This is a genomic window from Kitasatospora sp. NPDC058218 (genome assembly GCF_042882445.1).
In the GTDB taxonomy this organism is placed as follows: domain Bacteria; phylum Actinomycetota; class Actinomycetes; order Streptomycetales; family Streptomycetaceae; genus Kitasatospora.
Genome location: NZ_JBHVWC010000026.1, coordinates 69334 through 85844 on the forward strand (window position 1 = coordinate 69334; position 16511 = coordinate 85844).

A 16511-nucleotide genomic window follows, 5' to 3' on the forward strand; every position below is an offset into this window, starting at 1 on the left:
ACCTTTGTTGTTGGTCGCCTGCGTCTTTTTTTTATATCACACTGCCGGGGGGGGTGGGGGGGGGCCGCCTGGGGGCGGTCCGGGTCGCGCGGGCGCTGCTGGCGGGGGGCCGGCGCGCGCAGCGCCGCCTGGGAGTCGAGGACCTGGTTCTGCGCCGAGGCCCTCGCCAGGTACGCGCTCGGGTCGGAGTCGAGCATCAGCCGCACGGACGGGTCGATGCCGCCGTTGCGGTACTGCTCGGCGGCGACGGCACCGAGCTGGGTGCGCAGTTGGTTCATCGCGTCCTGGCCGCGGACGACCTTGTCCTGGATCCGGTTGGCCTCGCCCTTGAGCTGCTGCTGCTTCTCCTGGAAGCCGTTGTAGCGCTCGATCGACTGCTCGGCCTCCTCGTTGAGCCGGTCGACCTGCTCCTTGACGGCGTCGATCGTGGGCACCGGCTCGGCCCGGGCGGTGCCGGCGGCGAGCACGGCGCCGCCGGCCAGCGCCGTCGTCATGACCGCCATCCGGGCCCGACCGGGCGGGCTGGGCTTTCGGCGCTTTCCCATGGCGGTGGGCTCCTTCACGGTGGTACGGCGGCTTCACGGAGGCGCACGGGCGATCCCCGTCCACTTCTACTAAGCAACTTAATAGATAGCCGGTGCGGTTCCGCAACCCGCCCGCACCCACCCGCACCCCGTCCCGCCCGCCCCGGCGTCCACTCCCTGAGAACGTCCCGACCGGATTCCGTCCGCGGTCGACCCCTCTGAAGTGCGACTAAAGGCAAAGCGAGGGAAAGGTCACACCCTCCGCCTCTGCTGCGCCCACGCGAACGGGCGCTAACCTGCGGGGCATGACGGTCCCGCCCGAAGGGCTTCCCCTGGCCGCCGAATTCCCGGCCGCACACCGCGAGAAGTGGCAGCACCTCGTCGAGAGCGTGCTGCGAAAGTCGGGTGCGCAGCCCGCCGACGGCGCAGCGGCCGAGCAGGCGCTCACCACCGCACTCCAGGACGGGCTGCGCGCCCGCCCGCTGTACACCGCCGAGGACTCCTCGACCGAGCCCGGCTACCCCGGCTTCCCGCCGTTCATCCGCGGCGGTCGGCCGCAGGGCAGTTCGGTGTCCGGCTGGGACGTCCGCCAGCGGCACACCGACCCGGACCCGCGCCGCGCCAACGAGGCGGTCCTCGCCGACCTGGAGAACGGCGGCAGCTCGCTCTGGCTGGAGCTGGGCGGCGACGCCCTGCCGGTCGCGGCCCTGCCCGAGGCCCTGACCGGCGTCTACCTCGACCTGGCCGGCATCGTGCTCGACGCGGGACCGGAATTCACCGAGGCCGCCGAGCAGTTGTTCAAGCTCTACGAGGAGCGCGAGGTCTCCGCCGGCGCCGCCGCGGGCAACCTCGGCGCCGACCCGCTGGGCCTGGAGGCCCGCACCGGCCTGGCCGGGCGCACCGAGGCGCTGCTCGCCGACGCCGCCGCCCTGGCGGCCCGCTGCGCCGAGGGCTTCCCGGAGCTGCGCGCCCTCGTCGTCGACGCCCTCCCGTACCACGAGGCCGGCGCCTCCCCCGCGCAGGAGCTCGGCTGCTCCCTCGCCACCGGCGTCGCGTACCTGCGCGCACTCACCGCCGCCGGGCTGACCGTCGACGCCGCGCTCGGCCAGCTGGAGTTCCGCTACGCGGCCGACGCCGACCAGTTCCTGACGATCGCGAAGTTCCGTGCCGCGCGCCGGCTCTGGGCCCGGGTGGCCGAGGTGTCGGGGGCCGCGCCGGAGGCCTCGGCGCAGCGTCAGCACGCCGTCACCTCCGCCGTGATGATGACCGAGCGCGACCCGTGGGTGAACATGCTGCGCACCACGGTGGCCTGCCTGGCCGCCGGGGTCGGCGGCGCGGACGCGGTGAGCGTCCAGCCGTTCGACAGCGCGGTCGGCCTGTCCGACGCCTTCGCCCGCCGGATCGCCCGCAACACCCAGGCGATCCTGCTGGAGGAGTCGCACCTGGCCCGGGTCGTCGACCCGGCCGGCGGCTCCTGGTACGTCGAGCAGCTGACCGACGAGCTCGCGCACGCCGCCTGGGCCTGGTTCCAGGAGATCGAGCGGGCCGGCGGCCAGCGGGCCGCACTGGGCTCCGGCCTGGTCCGCGAGCGGATCGCCGCCACCTGGGCGGAGCGCTCGGTGGCGCTCGCCAAGCGCCGCGAACCGATCACCGGCGTCAGCGAGTTCCCGAACCTGGACGAGCAGCCGCTGGTCCGCCGGCCCGCCCCGGCCGGGCCCGGCGGCGGGCTGCCGCGGGTGCGCCGCGCCGAGGCGTACGAGGCGCTGCGGGCCCGCTCGGACGCCCGGCTGGCCGCCACCGGCGCCCGCCCGGCCCTCTTCCTGGCCTCCCTCGGGACGGCCTCCGCGCACACCGCGCGGACCACCTTCGCCGCCAACCTGTTCCAGGCCGGCGGCATCGCGACCGCGGCCGTGGAGACCGCGGTGGCCGAGCCCGGCGCCCCGGCCAGGGTCGCCGAGGCGTTCGCCGCCTCCGGCGCACGGGTGGCCTGCCTCTGCTCCAGCGACCAGCTGTACGGCGAGCACGCCGAGGCGGTGGCCGCGGCGCTCAAGGCCGCCGGCGCCCGGCGGGTGCTGCTGGCCGGCCGGCCCGGCGAGCAGCGCGAGGCGTACGAGCGGGCGGGCGTGGACGGGTTCGTCTTCGCGGGCGGCGACGCCGTCGCGGTCCTGTCCTCGCTCCTGGACGAGATCACCGACGAAAGCGGAGTGGCGTGATGATCCCCGACTTCACCGGAATCGGGCTGGACGGGGACGGCCGAGCGGACGTCACCGGCGAGCAGTGGCGCGGCGCCTGGCGGCAGGCCACCGGCAAGGACGTCGACGAGCTGCTCTGGGACACCCCGGAGGGCATCGGCGTCAAGCCGCTCTACACCGCGGACGACCTGGCGGGCCTGGACTTCCTGGGCACCTACCCCGGCATCGCCCCGTACCTGCGCGGCCCGTACCCGACGATGTACGTCAACCAGCCGTGGACGGTCCGCCAGTACGCCGGCTTCTCCACCGCCGAGGAGTCCAACGCCTTCTACCGCCGCAACCTGGCGGCCGGTCAGAAGGGCCTGTCGGTCGCCTTCGACCTGCCGACGCACCGCGGCTACGACAGCGACCACCCGCGGGTCACCGGCGACGTCGGCATGGCCGGCGTGGCGATCGACTCCATCTACGACATGCGCCAGCTCTTCGACGGCATCCCGCTGGACAAGATGTCGGTGTCGATGACCATGAACGGCGCGGTGCTGCCCGTGCTGGCGCTGTACATCGTGGCGGCCGAGGAGCAGGGGGTGGCGCCCGAGAAGCTGGCGGGGACCATCCAGAACGACATCCTCAAGGAGTTCATGGTCCGCAACACCTACATCTACCCGCCGCAGCCGTCGATGCGGATCATCTCGGACATCTTCGCGTACACCTCGCAGAAGATGCCGCGGTACAACTCGATCTCCATCTCCGGCTACCACATCCAGGAGGCCGGGGCCACCGCCGACCTGGAGCTGGCCTACACCCTGGCCGACGGCGTGGAGTACCTGCGGGCGGGCCTGGACGTCGGGCTGGACGTGGACGCCTTCGCGCCGCGCCTGTCGTTCTTCTGGGCGATCGGCATGAACTTCTTCATGGAGGTCGCCAAGCTGCGCGCGGCCCGGCTGCTCTGGGCCAAGCTGGTCAAGCAGTTCGACCCGAAGAACGCCAAGTCGCTCTCGCTGCGCACCCATTCGCAGACCTCCGGCTGGTCGCTCACCGCGCAGGACGTGTTCAACAACGTCACCCGCACCTGCGTGGAGGCGATGGCGGCCACCCAGGGCCACACCCAGTCGCTGCACACCAACGCCCTCGACGAGGCACTGGCGCTGCCGACCGACTTCTCGGCCCGGATCGCCCGCAACACCCAGCTGCTGCTCCAGCAGGAGTCCGGCACCTGCCGTTCGATCGACCCGTGGGGCGGCTCCGCCTACGTCGAGAAGCTCACCCACGACCTGGCCCGCCGCGCCTGGCAGCACATCCAGGAGGTGGAGGCGGCCGGCGGCATGGCCAAGGCCATCGACGCGGGCATCCCCAAGCTGCGCGTCGAGGAGGCCGCCGCCCGCACCCAGGCCCGGATCGACTCCGGCCGCCAGCCGGTGATCGGCGTCAACAAGTACCGGGTGGACAGCGACGAGCAGATCGACGTGCTCAAGGTCGACAACTCCTCGGTGCGCTCCCGCCAGATCGAGAAGCTGCGCCGGCTGCGCGAGGAGCGCGACGAGGCCGTCACCCAGGCCACCCTGCACGCGCTCACCCGGGCCGCCGAGGCCGGCCCGCAGCGCGGCGGCGGCCTCGACGGCAACCTGCTCGCGCTCGCCGTGGACGCGGCCCGCGCCAAGGCCACCGTCGGCGAGATCTCGGACGCCCTGGAGAAGGTGTACGGCCGGCACTCCGGCCAGATCCGTACCATCTCGGGTGTGTACCGAGACGAAGCCGGGCCGTCGGCCCCCCTCCAGCGCACCCGCGACCTGGTCGAGCGGTTCGAGCAGGCCGAGGGCCGGCGCCCCCGCATCCTGGTCGCCAAGATGGGCCAGGACGGCCACGACCGCGGCCAGAAGGTGATCGCCACCGCCTTCGCCGACCTCGGTTTCACCGTCGACGTCGGTCCGCTGTTCCAGACCCCGGCGGAGGTCGCCCGCCAGGCCGTCGAGGCGGACGTGCACATCGTCGGCGTCTCCTCGCTGGCCGCCGGCCACCTCACCCTGGTGCCGGCCCTGCGCGCCGAACTGGCCGAGGCCGGCCGGGAGGACATCACCATCGTGGTCGGCGGGGTCATCCCCCCGGGCGACTTCGACGCCCTCTACGAGGCGGGGGCGGCAGCCGTCTTCCCGCCCGGCACGGTGATCCCGGAGGCCGCCTTCGACCTGCTGAAGTCGCTCGCCGCCGACCTCGGCCACGACCTGTGAGCCGCTGACGCGATGGCGCCCCGGACGATCGACCTCGACCAGTACGCCCAGGGGGTGCGGGACGGCTCGCGCGCGTACATCGCGCGGGCCATCACCCTCGTGGAGTCCACCCGGCCCGACCACCGCGCGCTGGCGCAGCAGTTGCTCACCAGGCTGCTGCCGCACGCGGGCGGGGCGGTGCGGGTGGGCATCACCGGCGTCCCCGGTGTCGGCAAGTCGACCTTCATCGACGCCTTCGGCACCATGCTCACCGGGCTCGGGCACCGCGTCGCCGTCCTGGCCGTCGATCCGACGTCCAGCCGCACCGGCGGATCCATCCTGGGCGACAAGACCCGGATGGAGCGCCTCGCCGTCGACCCCGACGCCTTCGTCCGCCCCTCCCCCACCTCCGGCACGCTGGGCGGGGTGGCCCGGGCCACCCGGGAGTCGATGGTGGTGATGGAGGCCGCCGGCTACGACGTGGTGCTGATCGAGACGGTCGGCGTCGGGCAGTCGGAGACCGCGGTCGCGGGCATGGTGGACACCTTCCTGCTGCTCAGCCTGGCCCGCACCGGGGACCAGCTCCAGGGCATCAAGAAGGGCGTGCTGGAGCTCGCCGACGTGATCGCGGTCAACAAGGCGGACGGGCCGCACGAGACGGACGCGAAGGCAGCCGCCCGCGAACTGGCGGGCGCACTGCGGCTGTTGCAGCCTCCGGACGCCCCCTGGACGCCACCGGTGCTCACCTGCAGCGGCCGCGACGGCGCCGGGCTCGACGTGTTGTGGGAACGGCTGCAGCAGCACCGCAAGGTCCTCGACGCCACCGGCGCGCTGGAGGCCAAGCGCCGCGACCAGCAGATCGAGTGGACCTGGGCGATGGTCCACGACCAGCTCTTCTCCCGCCTCCACGAACACCCCGAGGTCCGCCGCCTCACCCCCGAACTGGAGCGGCAGGTCCGCGAAGGAACCATCCCGGCGAGCCTGGCGGCCCAGCAGATCCTGGACGGATTCTTCGGTACCGAGTAGGTCCCCAACTCCCCGGCCCCGCGTGCGAGGCCGGGGATCTAACGGTCACGGCCCGCCGCGAACCCGGCCATCACCGCGGCGGAGAAGAACAGCCACCACGCGAGGCGCACGACGGTCGCCCGGTCGAGACCCACCAAGCAGAGGAGCGGGGGCACTACGCCACCTCGCGCAGAGCTCGAAGGTCGTGCGCCGTGCCCCACCCGTGTGTGGGACACGGTGGTTCACAGGCCTCCGGGAACTCGAACCAGACGACCTTGCCGCCCCCCACCGGCTGCCATCCCCAGGCGTGCGCCAGCGCCTCCACCAGCAACAGCCCACGCCCGCTGCCCGATTCGGCCTGGCGCTCCTGCTGCGGGAGTTCCGGGCAACGGTCGGCGACCTCCACCCGCAACCGTCCGGCCCGGCGCCGGACGGTCACCTCACAGCGCTGCTTGGTGTGCACCAACGCGTTGGCGATCACCTCACTCGCACACAGCTCCACCTCTTGAAGCGCGTCGGCCGAGAGCAGCACGCCCCAGTCCCGCACGATCGCCATCACCATCCGCCGCGCCGCCGGCACCGCCTCCGCCCCGGGCGGCGCACCCCACTCCAATGGAACCGGAAACCGCGCATTGTTCAGTGGACTGACCACCACGGATACCCTCCAAGCCGGCCAGGCAGAGTAACTGCCAGTGCAGATCCACGAGTGGCTGTCTCGATAGAGACCGAGACAGCCACTCACAAGCCATCTCTCACTGTCAGTCAACAAGTCGTCACGTTCGTGAGACCATCGACCATGCGGCACCCGCATACGCGTATGCGGGTGCCGCATCGGACTGCGCCTCTTGGCGCGGCGGTGCTCGTACCGTTGGGTGGGCTGTTGAACTGGAATTCGGCAGTGATCCGGGAGGCGTCCCGCACCGGGGACTACCGCAGGGTCATCGAGCTGGCGCGAACCCATCGGCGTATGACGCAGGCTCAGTTGGGCGAGGCGTGCGGACTCTCGCAGTCGGCCGTCTCACGGCTGGAGAAGCGGGGCAGCAGCCAGTACGCCATGGATGTGCTGCTGAGGATGTCGCAACACTTGGACATTCCAGCGACTCTCCTGGGCCTCGCAGGACCCACGGTGCAGGCACGAATCGGAACTGAGAGCGTGGAGAGACGTCAATTCCTGGGAGCCGCAGCGGCAGTCGCCGTATCACCCGCGTTGGCGGTCGTTGCCGGCCCCGTCGACGAGGCCGAGCAGCAGGCTGCCTCACTTCGACTTGTCACAACGTCGTACCGCCGGCTGGACGGCTCGACCCCGTCCCGGGAACTCGCCGACGCCGTCCGTTCACATCTGCGGCTGATCCAGGGGCTGGTCGGCACGGCGCCGACCGACGTCCATCGGATCAGGCTCGCCACCGTCGCGAGCGAGGCGGCGAGCCTGGCTGCCTGGCTGGCATGGGACATGGGGGACCACGGGTCAGCACGGTCGTTCTACGGGGCGGCGATCAAGGCTGCCAGATCAGGAGCGAGTCCACTCCTCGCCGCGTACCAGATCGGAAGCCTGGCGCAGTTCGAGGCACACACCGGCAACGGAGTCCAGGCGCTCAGCCTCGCAGAGCGAGCCCGTAGCCACCTGGCGCCCGGCTCCCCCGCGGTCGCTGACGCATGGCTGTCGGCGGTGGAGGCCCTCGGACACGCGGCCGCAGGCGACCAACGCGCTGCCGACCGTGCACTGACACGCAGCCGAGCCGCGGTCCGGGCTGAGCCCGGAGCCGAGCCGCCTCCTTGGCCGTGAGTGTTCACCTTCGACGAGAGCAAGGTTGCCGGGTTCAGAGTGACCTGCGGCGCCAAGCTCGGCCTCTCCAGGTGGGTTTCCGAAGACACGGGCCCGGTCCTCACCTCCGGTCACACGAAGCAACGTGCGCTTCTCGTACTGGACATCGCGGCAGGCCATCTCGCCGCAGGACGTGTCGAGGCGGCATTCGCGCTCGCGACGCAAGCTCTGGACGTCGGCCTCCAGTACCGTTCGGGGCGGATCGTCGAGCGGGGACGCGCACTCCGACGATCGTTCAACACTTCCTCGCCTCCCAGGGTGGTGCGGGAGTTCAACGAGCGAATGTACGACGTCCATCTCTAGGGAGGAGTCCGATGCGGATCGGGATCACGGGGCACCGAGGGTTGACGACCGAGGTGGAGGGGCAGGTCCGGCGGCTGCTGGAGGATGCGCTCGCGGACGAGGATTCGGGTCGGCTGACCGTCGTGTCCTGCATCGCGGACGGGCCGGATGCGTGGCTGGCCGAGATCGCGCTGGAGCGGGGCCTCCGACTGGAGGTCGTCATTCCGGCCGATCAGTACCGGGATGGGCTGCCGGACTGGCATCACCCCGTCTACGACCGACTGCTGCACGGCGCGACGACCGTTCACCGCACCGGGCGAGTGGAGTCAGACGAGGTTGCCCACATGGCGGGGAGTGAGCTTCTCGTGCGGCAGGTCGACAGGCTCCTCGCCGTCTGGGACGGCCTGCCGGCACGCGGCTTCGGCGGGACGGCGGACGTCGTCTCGTATGCGCGGCGGCACGGCGTGCCAGTGGCGGTGCTGTGGCCGGAGGGCGCACACCGATGAACGGGGGCGACCCCGGACCGCAAGCACGGTCCGGGGTCGTTCGGTTGCCAGAAGTGGCCACGTTCAACAGTCGCTTGAGGCTCATGAGCACCACGGCGGCCACTCGACCATTCCCGACCTGATGGGAGAGGCTGAGTCCATGGATGCACTGATCACGGCCGCCACCTCCGCCGATGAAGGCCGGCGTGGCGCAAGAATCGCCGTGCTGCCGGTCGGCAGCTTCGAGCAGCACGGCGCCCACCTGCCGTTGGCCACCGACACCGTGGTCGCCGGCCTGATCGCCCAACGCATCGCCGCCGACTACGACCTGTTCCTCCTGCCGCCCGTCACCCTCTCCTGCTCGCACGAGCACGCCCACATGCCCGGCACCGTGAGCATCAGCGCTGCCACCCTGTACGCCGTGGTCAACGACATCTGGAAGTCCCTCCAGGCATCCGGTGTCCCCGGTCTGCTCATCGTCAACGGCCACGGCGGGAATTACGTCCTCTCCAACGTCGTCCAAGAGGCCAACGTCACCGGCCCGCGCGTCGCCCTCTTTCCCGTCCGCGAGGATTGGCACCAGGCCCGCACCGAGGCCGGTCTCGAAAGCAGTGGCGCCGAGGACATGCACGGTGGCGAGCTCGAAGTCTCCCTCCTCCTCCACGGAGCCCCGCACCTGATCCGCGACGGCTTCGAGCAGGACGACCACTCCGCCCCCGAGCGACCTCATCTCCTCACCCTCGGCATGGCCGGCTACACCCGGAACGGAATCATCGGCAGCCCTTCGCTCGGTTCGGCCTCGAAGGGAAAGGCGGTCCTGGACAGCTTGTCGCAGTCGGCAGCCGCTCATCTGACGCTTCTCGCCGGATGACTTGCCGGGCGCGCACCACTGCGGGGCCACTGAGGTGCCCCTCAGTGGCCCCGCAGCATTCAAGAACGGCAAGAAGGAGGTCCCCGCCTTGATGGCGGGGACCTCCTCCCCCTACCTCACAGGGTTCGCGCTCAGACGGTGGTGGCCGCCGAGAAGCGCTGCGACACGTCCTGCCAGTTGACGACGTCCCAGAGCTTGGTGACGTAGTCCGGGCGGACGTTGCGGTACTGCAGGTAGTAGGCGTGCTCCCAGGCGTCGAAGGCCAGCAGCGGGGTGGTGCCCTGGCCGACGTTGCCGTGGTGGTCGTAGACCTGCTCGACGATCAGGCGCTTGCCCAGCGGCTCCCAGGAGAGGATGCCCCAGCCGGAGCCCTGGACGCCGGTGGTGGCGGTGGTGAGCTGCTTCTTGAACGCCTCGAAGCTGCCGAAGTGCTCGGTGATCGCGTCGGCCAGCTCGCCCTCGGGGCGGTCGCCGCCCTCCGGCGAGAGGTTCTCCCAGAACAGCGAGTGCAGCACGTGGCCGGACAGGTGGAAGGCGAAGGTCTTCTGCAGGCCCACCAGGCCGCCGAACTGCTCCTTGTCGCGCGCCTCGGCGAGCTGCTCCAGGGTGTCGTTGGCGCCCTTGACGTACGCCGCGTGGTGCTTCGAGTGGTGCAGCTCCAGGATCTCGGCGGACATCGCGCGCTCGAGCGCGGAGTAGTCGTACGGCAGGTCGGGAAGCGTGTAGGTGCCCATCAGGACACGGCCCCTTTCGGCGAGTTCAACGGTGATGATCGTGCCGGGACAACACTATTGCGTATGAGTTGCAGGAACGAAGTATGGGCTCCTGCATATTCCCCGTGTGCCGTCGTGCACAATGGACGCGCAGATGTAATGAGCGACAAGGGTGAGTGACCATGACCGGATCGCCGGTGGTGCTGGGGATCGAATCGTCCTGCGACGAGACCGGCGCCGGCCTCGTCCGGGACGGGCGACTGCTCGGTCAGGCGGTGGCGTCCAGCATGGACGAGCACGCCCGCTTCGGCGGCGTGGTGCCGGAGATCGCCGCCCGCGCGCACGTGCACGCGATGGCGCCCGTCGTCCAGGAAGCCCTCGGCCAGGCCGGACTGACCCTCGCCGATGTCGGCGCCGTCGCGGTGACGGCCGGGCCCGGGCTCTCCGGGGCGCTCCAGGTCGGGGTGGCCGCCGCCAAGGGCTACGCCTTCTCGCTCGACGTCCCGCTCTACGGCGTGCACCACCTGGCCGGGCACGTCGCCGCCGCGACCCTGGACGGCGGCCCGCTGCCGAACCCCTGCGTGGTGCTGATCGTGTCCGGCGGGCACACCTCCCTCCTGCTGGTCCGCGACCTCGCCCGCGACCCGATCGTCCATCTCGGCGACACCCTGGACGACGCCGCCGGCGAGTGCTTCGACAAGGTCGCCCGGATCCTGCACCTGCCCTATCCGGGCGGGCCCGCGATCGACCGCGCCGCCCGCGACGGCGACCCGAGGGCCGTCCGCCTGCCCCGCCCGCTCAGCGGACCGAACGACCCGCCGTACGGGTTCTCCTTCTCCGGCCTCAAGACCGCCGCCGCCCGCTGGGTCGAGGCCCGGCGTGCCGCCGGCGCCGAGCCGAACGTCCCCGACGCCGCCGCCGCGCTCCAGGAGGCGATCGCCGACGTGCTCACCCGCAAGGCCGTCCGCGCCTGCACCGACCACGGCATCACCACGCTGGTGGTGGTCGGCGGCGTCGCGGCCAACTCCCGTGTCCGGGCGCTGGCCGAGCGGCGCTGCGCCTCGGCCGGGATCACCCTGCGGGTGCCGCCGCTGCGGCTGTGCACCGACAACGGCGCGATGGTCGCCGCGATCGGTGACCTGCTGGTCCGGGCGGGCGCCGAGCCGGCGCCGGCCGATCTGTCGATCGACCCGTCGGCGCCGCTGGAGTTCGCGGCGCTCACGCCGCTCGCCGCACCCCGGGCCGCCTGACCCGCTCCCCCGCGCACCCCGCCCGCCCCGGCGACCTGACTGTCTTCTGACAACGTTTCGGTTGCGGCGGGGACCAATCCGATCAGAGGCCTTCCCGCCGCCGTGCCACATGTGCCATTTTACATGTCACACATCGAGCGGTCGCGTCCCCCAACAACGCGGCCCCGAACGGCCCCGGAGGCCCCCACAGATGCGTCCCTCCCGGATATCCAAGGCCACCTTGCGCGGAGTGCCCGCGCTCGGCGCTGCCGTCTTCCTCGCGCTCGGCCTGCTCGCCCCCCAGAGCCAGGCCGCCCCGGTGGGTTCGGCCGCCCCCGCGGCCAAGAACACCACCGGCACCGCCTCGACGCCGGCGCCGAAGTCGATCCCGGTGCCCAAGTCTCCCGACGCGAGCACCGGTGGCCGCCCGCTCGCCGCCGAGAGCGTCGGCAAGGAGACCGCCGCGAAGGCGGCCCCGCAGACCCCGGCCGCCGCCACCAAGAGCGCCAAGCAGTTCTCGGCCGCCGCCGCGGCAGCCGACTGCAACATCTCCGGCGTGCTCGGCGCCTCGGGCAGCGCGCTGGTCCAGCAGCTCAAGGCACTCCCCGACGTCACCTGCACCTACCCGCTGTTCAACCTCACCGGGACCGACGCCGGAAAGGTCTTCAACGAGACCCAGATGGTGACCGTCTCGGACGCGCTGCGCACCGCCTCGGCCACCTACAGCGGCGACAACAGCGCGGGCATCGGTCAGCTGGTGATGTTCCTGCGCGCCGGCTACTACGTGCAGGAGAACAACGCGGCCGCCGTCGGCAGCTACGGCACCCCGCTGAAGACCTCGATCCGCGGCTCGCTGGACGCCTTCTTCGCCGCCCCGCGCAGCCAGGACGCCACCGAGGCCAACGGCGCGACCCTCAACGAGGCCGTCACGCTGATCGACAGCGCGCACGAGAACGGCCGGTACGCCGGCGTCGTCAAGCGCCTCCTGGCCGGCTACACCAGCAGCTGGCCGAACGCGATGGCCACCGCCGTCCAGCACGCCGGGTGGGTCATCGAGGGCGGGTTCGACGCCAAGCGGGCCGACACCGGCTTCGTCGCCGCCCTCCAGGCCGACCCGACCATCGCCACCACCTGGGCCGCCTTCGTCACCCGCAACGCCGCCCAGATGAACGGCGGCGACGTGGTCACCAGCATCGGCATGATGCTCGGCAACCTGGTCGGCAACGACGCGCTGCGGGCCCAGGGCCGCCCGCTGGTCAAGGACCTGATCAACCGCTACCCGCTGGTCGGCGCCACCGGCCCGCTCACCATGAACCTGGTCTGGTTCGCCGAGAACAAGGACAAGGGCAACTGTTCCTACTACGGCACCTGTGACCTGCCGACCCGGCTCGTCCCGCTGGTCCTGACCGTCGACCACACCTGCAACGCCAACCTGCGGATCCGCGCGCAGGACATGACGGCCCAGCAGCTGTCCGACACCTGCACCAGCCTGATCAACCAGGACGCCTTCTTCCACAAGGTCATCAAGGACAACGGGGCGATCCCCGGCGACCTGAACACCAGCCTGGAGGTCGTCGCCTTCGACGACTACTACAACTACAGCCTGTACGCCTGGATCATGTACGGGATCGCTGTCGACAACGGTGGCATGTACGAGGAGGGCAACCCGGCCAAGGTCGGCAACCAGGCCCGCTTCATCGCCCACGAGGCCGACTGGCTGCGCCCGAGCTTCCAGATCTGGAACCTCAACCACGAGTACACCCACTACCTCGACGGCCGCTACAACATGGCCGGTGACTTCGAGGCCGGCATGACCACGCCGACCATCTGGTGGGTCGAGGGCATCGCCGAGTACGTCTCGTACAGCTACCGCAACGAGCGCTACGCCGCCGCCATCACCGAGGCCGGCAAGAAGACCTACAAGCTCAGCCAGCTCTTCGACACCACCTACGACAACGCCGACCAGACCCGGATCTACAACTGGGGCTACCTGGCCGTCCGTTACATGCTCCAGTCGCACCCGCAGGACGTCGACGCGCTGCTCGCCAAGTACCGGGCCGGTGACTGGGCCGGCGCCCGCACCCTGCTCACCTCCACCATCGGCACTAAGTACGACGCCGACTTCGCGACCTGGCTGACCGCCTGCGCGGCCGACAACTGCGGCACCCTGCCGCCCGTCAACCAGGCCCCGCTGTGCACCATCGCCGACACCCGCCAGTTCGACAAGAACTGCCGCCGGGACAACGTCGCCGCCACCACCGGCAACTACAGCTACAGCTTCCTGAACCTGCCCGCCGGTGTGAAGCAGCTGACCATCACCACCAGCGGCGGCTCCGGCAACGCCGACCTGTACTACGGCGGCAGCAACTGGGCCACCACCGGCAACGCCCTGGCGAAGTCCACCAACGCCGGCAACGGCGAGACCCTGACCATCACCAACCCGCCGTCCGGCTGGGTCTACTTCAGCCTGTACGCCCAGCAGGGCTTCACCGGCGCCACCGTCACCACCCAGTACCAGTAGGCCGCTTCACCGGCGCCCACAGGGGGCCGCTGAGCACCGAGGGCCCCGCCGCACCGGCGGGGCCCTCCGCCGTGCCCGGGAGGGCCCGCCCGGGCCCCTGTGCCGCCGTCATGGCGGCACGCCACCGCTCGGCCCGCGACGCCCCGGGCGCTCGCACCACCCCCCCCCCGGAGGCCCCCGGCCTGACAACGTTTCGGTTGCGGTGGGCGGCAATCCGATCCGAAGCCTTCCGCGCGTGATGCGACATGTGCCATTTTACATGTCACACATCGAAGGCCGCGTTCCCCAACAGCGGCCACAACGGCCCCGGAGGCCCCCACAGATGCGTCCCTCCCGGATATCAACGGCCAACGCGCGCAGAATTCCTGCGCTCGGCGCGGCTTTCTTCATCGCGCTCGGCCTGTTCGCGCCGCAGAGCCAGGCCGCCCCCGTCGGCACCCCGACCCCGGCCGGCCCGAGCACCACCACGAGCGCCGCCCCGGCGCCGCGGTCGATCCCGGTCCCCAAGTCGCCCGACGCCAAGAACAGCAGCACCTTCAAGCTCTCCTCGCAGGACTACGGCCAGGAGTCCACCGCGCCGGCCGCACCGGCCACCGCGCCCGTCAAGGCGGCCAAGCAGTTCTCGGCCGCCGCCGGGGAGCCCTGTCCGGACCTGTCCGGACTGATCAACGCCACGGGCAGCGCGTTGATCCAGCAGCTCAAGGCGCTGCCGAACGTCCCCTGCGCCTACCCGCTGTTCAAGCTCACCGGTACCGACGCCGCGAACGCGTTCGGCGAGGCCAAGATGGTGACCGTCGCCAACGCGCTGCGCGACACCTCCGCCACCTACCCGGGCGACAACAGCACCTCCGTCGGGCAGCTGGTGATGTTCCTGCGCGCCGGCTACTACCTGCACGAGGTCAACCCGGGCGTCATCGGCACCTACGGTCCGGCGCTGGAGACCGCGGCCCACGGCGCGCTGGACGCCTTCTTCGCCGCACCGCACAGCAAGGACATCACCGACGCCAACGGCGACATCCTCAACGAGGTCGTCACGGTGATCGGCCAGACCAAGTCGCTCGGCCGGTACGACGGCGTCCTCCAGTGGATGCTGGCCGGCTACAACGGCACCTGGCCCCAGCTGATGAACCAGTCCCTGCAGCACTTCGACTGGATCATCGAGGAGGCCTTCGACCCCAAGGCCGACAGCCAGGGTCTGAAGGCGGCCCTCAAGGCCGACGGCGCCCTCCTCCCCGCCTGGGCCGGCTTCATCACCCGCAACGAGGACCTGCTGAACCGCGATGACATGGTCAGCAACATGGGCCGCTACCTCGGCTACGCCCTCGTGGTCCCGGAGCTCAAGGACCAGCTCCGGCCGCTGCTCAAGGACCTGATCAACCGGTACCCGAACGTCGGCCCCACCGCCCCGATCACCATGAACCTGGCGTGGGCCACCCGCAAGTTCGACAAGGGCAACTGCGCGGCCTACGGCATCTGCGACCTGAACACCCGCCTGATGCCGGTGATCCTGCCGATCCAGCACACCTGCAACCCGGGCCTGAAGATCCGTGCCCAGGACATGTCCGCGGCGCAGCTGACCAGCACCTGCACCAGCCTGGTCAACCAGGACGCCTACTTCCACAAGGTGATCGGCGACAAGGGCGCGATCCCCGGTGACGTGAACACCAACCTGGAGGTCGTCGCCTTCGACGACTACTACAACTACTCGCTGTACGCCTGGTCCTTCTACGACATCGACGTCGACAACGGCGGCATGTACGAGGAGGGCAACCCCGCCCTGCCCGGCAACCAGGCCCGCTTCATCGCCCACGAGGCCAGCTGGCTGCGCCCGAGCTTCCAGATCTGGAACCTCAACCACGAGTACACCCACTACCTCGACGGCCGCTACAACATGGCCGGTGACTTCGAGGCCGGCATCGTCACGCCGACCATCTGGTGGGTCGAGGGCATCGCCGAGAACATCTCCTACGGCTACCGCAACCAGCGCAACAGCGACGCGATCACCGAGGCCGGCAAGAAGACGTACAAGCTCAGCGAGCTCTTCGACACCGTCTACGACCAGACCGGGGACCCCGACGTCAACTCGAACCGGGTCTACCGGTGGGGCTGGCTGGCGGTCCGCTACATGCTCCAGGAGCACCCCGCCGACATCCAGGCCGTGCTCACCAAGTACCGCGCCGGTGACTGGAACGGTGCCCGCGCCATCCTGAAGCAGACCATCGGCACCAGCTACGACGCCGGCTTCAACGCCTGGCTGACGGCCTGCGCGACCAACGACTGCGGCACGCTGCCGGAGGCCCCGGTCGCCCCGGCCACCCCGCTGTGCACCATCGCCGACCCGCGCCAGTTCGACAAGAACTGCCGCCGGGACAACGTCGCCGCCACCACCGGCAACTACAGCTACAGCTTCCTGAACCTGCCCGCCGGTGTGAAGCAGCTGACCATCACCACCAGCGGTGGCACCGGCAACGCCGACCTGTACTACGGCGGCAGCAACTGGGCCACCACCGGCAACGCCCTGGCGAAGTCCACCAACGCCGGCAACGGCGAGACCCTGACCATCACCAACCCGCCGTCCGGCTGGGTCTACTTCAGCCTCGCCGCCGGACAGCAGGACTTCAGCGGCGTGAGCGTCACCACCCAGTACCAGTAGGCAAGTAGCA

13 protein-coding genes are annotated in these 16511 nt (G+C 70.8%); 10 read left to right on the forward strand and 3 right to left on the reverse strand.

Annotated features, from left to right (window positions below; translation table 11 throughout):
* On the reverse strand, positions 1 to 545 hold a 545-nt coding region (locus ACFVYI_RS18435), incomplete at its 3' end, for a coiled-coil domain-containing protein (protein WP_387886570.1).
* A 284-nt stretch (positions 546 to 829) separates the two neighbouring features.
* On the opposite strand from ACFVYI_RS18435, the gene ACFVYI_RS18440 reads away from it, so the two are divergent.
* Genes ACFVYI_RS18440 through meaB form a run of 3 tightly spaced genes read left to right on the forward strand, consistent with a single transcriptional unit; the run spans position 830 to position 5946 of the window.
* Positions 830 to 2737, forward strand: coding sequence for a methylmalonyl-CoA mutase family protein (locus tag ACFVYI_RS18440; RefSeq protein WP_387886573.1), 1908 nt, complete (start codon positions 830 to 832; stop codon positions 2735 to 2737).
* Positions 2737 to 4941: a methylmalonyl-CoA mutase gene (scpA, locus tag ACFVYI_RS18445; protein ID WP_387886576.1), complete on the forward strand. Its 2205-nt coding sequence runs from the start codon at positions 2737 to 2739 to the stop codon at positions 4939 to 4941. The genes ACFVYI_RS18440 and scpA overlap by 1 nt, the downstream gene beginning before the upstream one ends.
* A 12-nt stretch (positions 4942 to 4953) precedes the next feature.
* Positions 4954 to 5946 (forward strand): methylmalonyl Co-A mutase-associated GTPase MeaB, encoded by a 993-nt coding sequence (gene meaB / locus ACFVYI_RS18450; RefSeq protein WP_387886578.1) that lies wholly within the window; start codon positions 4954 to 4956, stop codon positions 5944 to 5946.
* A gap of 154 nt (positions 5947 to 6100) precedes the next feature.
* On the opposite strand, the gene ACFVYI_RS18455 is transcribed toward meaB, so the two are convergent.
* Complete coding sequence (locus tag ACFVYI_RS18455) at positions 6101 to 6580, reverse strand: ATP-binding protein (RefSeq protein WP_387886581.1); 480 nt, start codon at positions 6578 to 6580, stop codon at positions 6101 to 6103.
* Between the two features lie 312 nt (positions 6581 to 6892).
* Here ACFVYI_RS18455 and ACFVYI_RS18460 point away from each other — a divergent pair, with 312 nt between their 5' ends.
* The 4 genes from ACFVYI_RS18460 to ACFVYI_RS18475 all read left to right on the forward strand — a co-directional run bounded on the left by ACFVYI_RS18460 (position 6893) and on the right by ACFVYI_RS18475 (position 9385).
* The gene (locus ACFVYI_RS18460; RefSeq protein ID WP_387886584.1) at positions 6893 to 7708 is read left to right on the forward strand and encodes a helix-turn-helix domain-containing protein; all 816 of its coding nucleotides are present in this window, start codon (positions 6893 to 6895) and stop codon (positions 7706 to 7708) included.
* Positions 7709 to 8050: a hypothetical protein gene (locus ACFVYI_RS18465; protein ID WP_387886586.1), complete on the forward strand. Its 342-nt coding sequence runs from the start codon at positions 7709 to 7711 to the stop codon at positions 8048 to 8050. It begins immediately after the preceding gene.
* An 11-nt stretch (positions 8051 to 8061) separates the two neighbouring features.
* The gene (locus tag ACFVYI_RS18470) at positions 8062 to 8535 is read left to right on the forward strand and encodes a hypothetical protein (RefSeq protein WP_387886587.1); all 474 of its coding nucleotides are present in this window, start codon (positions 8062 to 8064) and stop codon (positions 8533 to 8535) included.
* Positions 8536 to 8674: 139 nt separating this feature from the next.
* Positions 8675 to 9385, forward strand: a complete 711-nt coding sequence (locus ACFVYI_RS18475; RefSeq protein WP_387886590.1) for a creatininase family protein — start codon at positions 8675 to 8677, stop codon at positions 9383 to 9385.
* A gap of 131 nt (positions 9386 to 9516) precedes the next feature.
* Here the strand turns inward: ACFVYI_RS18475 and ACFVYI_RS18480 are convergent, their stop codons facing one another.
* Positions 9517 to 10119 (reverse strand): superoxide dismutase, encoded by a 603-nt coding sequence (locus tag ACFVYI_RS18480; protein WP_387886593.1) that lies wholly within the window; start codon positions 10117 to 10119, stop codon positions 9517 to 9519.
* 161 nt (positions 10120 to 10280) lie between these two features.
* On the opposite strand from ACFVYI_RS18480, the gene tsaD reads away from it, so the two are divergent.
* The 3 genes from tsaD to ACFVYI_RS18495 all read left to right on the forward strand — a co-directional run bounded on the left by tsaD (position 10281) and on the right by ACFVYI_RS18495 (position 16501).
* Positions 10281 to 11348 (forward strand): tRNA (adenosine(37)-N6)-threonylcarbamoyltransferase complex transferase subunit TsaD, encoded by a 1068-nt coding sequence (tsaD, locus tag ACFVYI_RS18485; protein ID WP_387886595.1) that lies wholly within the window; start codon positions 10281 to 10283, stop codon positions 11346 to 11348.
* 229 nt (positions 11349 to 11577) lie between these two features.
* Positions 11578 to 13848: a collagenase gene (locus ACFVYI_RS18490; protein WP_387886674.1), complete on the forward strand. Its 2271-nt coding sequence runs from the start codon at positions 11578 to 11580 to the stop codon at positions 13846 to 13848.
* A 322-nt stretch (positions 13849 to 14170) separates the two neighbouring features.
* Positions 14171 to 16501, forward strand: coding sequence for a collagenase (locus tag ACFVYI_RS18495; protein WP_387886597.1), 2331 nt, complete (start codon positions 14171 to 14173; stop codon positions 16499 to 16501).
* Positions 16502 to 16511: the final 10 nt, after the last annotated feature.

Excerpts from the sequence above, each read along its gene's own strand:
- ACFVYI_RS18440 (WP_387886573.1), top strand. The coding sequence starts at position 830 with ATGACGGTCCCGCCCGAAGGGCTTCCCCTGGCCGCCGAATTCCCGGCC.
- ACFVYI_RS18495 (WP_387886597.1), top strand. The coding sequence starts at position 14,171 with ATGCGTCCCTCCCGGATATCAACGGCCAACGCGCGCAGAATTCCTGCG.
- ACFVYI_RS18480 (WP_387886593.1), bottom strand. The coding sequence starts at position 10,119 with ATGGGCACCTACACGCTTCCCGACCTGCCGTACGACTACTCCGCGCTC.
- meaB (WP_387886578.1), top strand. The coding sequence starts at position 4,954 with ATGGCGCCCCGGACGATCGACCTCGACCAGTACGCCCAGGGGGTGCGG.
- ACFVYI_RS18470 (WP_387886587.1), top strand. The coding sequence starts at position 8,062 with ATGCGGATCGGGATCACGGGGCACCGAGGGTTGACGACCGAGGTGGAG.
- tsaD (WP_387886595.1), top strand. The coding sequence starts at position 10,281 with ATGACCGGATCGCCGGTGGTGCTGGGGATCGAATCGTCCTGCGACGAG.
- ACFVYI_RS18460 (WP_387886584.1), top strand. The coding sequence starts at position 6,893 with ATGACGCAGGCTCAGTTGGGCGAGGCGTGCGGACTCTCGCAGTCGGCC.
- scpA (WP_387886576.1), top strand. The coding sequence starts at position 2,737 with ATGATCCCCGACTTCACCGGAATCGGGCTGGACGGGGACGGCCGAGCG.
- ACFVYI_RS18475 (WP_387886590.1), top strand. The coding sequence starts at position 8,675 with ATGGATGCACTGATCACGGCCGCCACCTCCGCCGATGAAGGCCGGCGT.